The 1,183-nt window shown below is 59.9% G+C and carries 1 protein-coding gene; it reads right to left on the reverse strand.

Annotation, left to right across the window (positions count from 1 at the left end; genetic code table 11):
• Window positions 1–9: 9 nt before the first annotated feature.
• Window positions 10–1,059, reverse strand: coding sequence for a hypothetical protein (locus ACJH6J_RS30460; RefSeq protein WP_406805039.1), 1,050 nt, complete (start codon window positions 1,057–1,059; stop codon window positions 10–12).
• Window positions 1,060–1,183: the final 124 nt, after the last annotated feature.

A 1,183-nucleotide genomic window follows, 5' to 3' on the forward strand; every position in this document is an offset into this window, starting at 1 on the left:
TCTACTACGCTACGAACACAGCCCAATCAGAGGCTGCGCACCAATAAACCGGTGTGCACCAAACTCGGGGCGGTTCACTTCTTCGCCGACGCTGACAAGTTCGGACTGGAGTTGTGCACGCTGCTGCATCGCCGCATTCGCCGCACGTTGTCGGTTGGCGAATTGTTCTGCGATGACGGCCAACTCTGTGATGACGGACACGCCAGCGGCGGCAGCCGCCATCCGGTCAACACCGGACGATGTTCCCAGAGTGCCGGATGCGGGCGAAGTCAGCTTCAGGCCGCGACTCTGCTCGTAGTGCCGCAACGCATTCAGGACCGCATCGCCAACCTGTCGCACCACCGGGGCGTAGATCATCTCATCGTCGGGTGCAGGCTCAGGTCCTGGTGGCTCATGTCGCAATGTTGAGGCCATTTCCTCAAACCGCTGCCAGTCCGGCCGCATGCGTTCAGTCGCGACCGTATCTCCGACGCTGCGTAACAGCTTGTCGATGTCGCGTTTGAGCGCGGCGTACCAGGCGCCGAGAGACGTCTTCAACGCCTGTGCGAAACTCTGAGCCGGATCGGGACTGTCCACGGCATCGCCAACGGCCGCCGACACCCGTCCACGCAAATCAGCCTCGGCGGCGCGAGTCAACGTGTCCAATTGCGCCAGCCACGACGCGCGTCGTTGCTCACCTTCGTCACTGACGGCCGAGTTCTCCAGGCGCGTTGCGAACTCCGCGCGCAACTGATGAAGCACTTGCTGAACCGAGCTACCCCAAAACCTCTGTGCGGCAGCTTGTCTGATATCAGGTCGAGACGAACTACCTAAAGCAGTGATCGCAGCGATCAGACCCGAGATTCCGTCCCAGCTGCGCGATTCGTCCCAAACCGTTGAATCGGGATTACGTTCTGTACCTGCCATTTGAGCAAAATCCTGGCAGACCACGTAAACCGGAACCCGCTCATCAAGACTCAGGGCAGCCCTGAGTTCACCCACTTTGTGCTCGCCTAGTGCACGGTAACCGTCCGGGTCATCGTCGGGATCTATCCCTGCTTCGTCGAATCGCGAAATCACAAACCACAATGATCCCGGCGCCCACTCTTGCTGTACCAAGTCGCGAAGCTGTCGTCGGTCACGTAATTCCCCAGGGGTTGCTGTCACGTAATTCCCCAGGTGTGGGCCTCGTGTTGGTCTTACC

It is taken from the genome of Mycobacterium sp. SMC-18, assembly GCF_045310895.1.
Lineage (GTDB): Bacteria > Actinomycetota > Actinomycetes > Mycobacteriales > Mycobacteriaceae > Mycobacterium.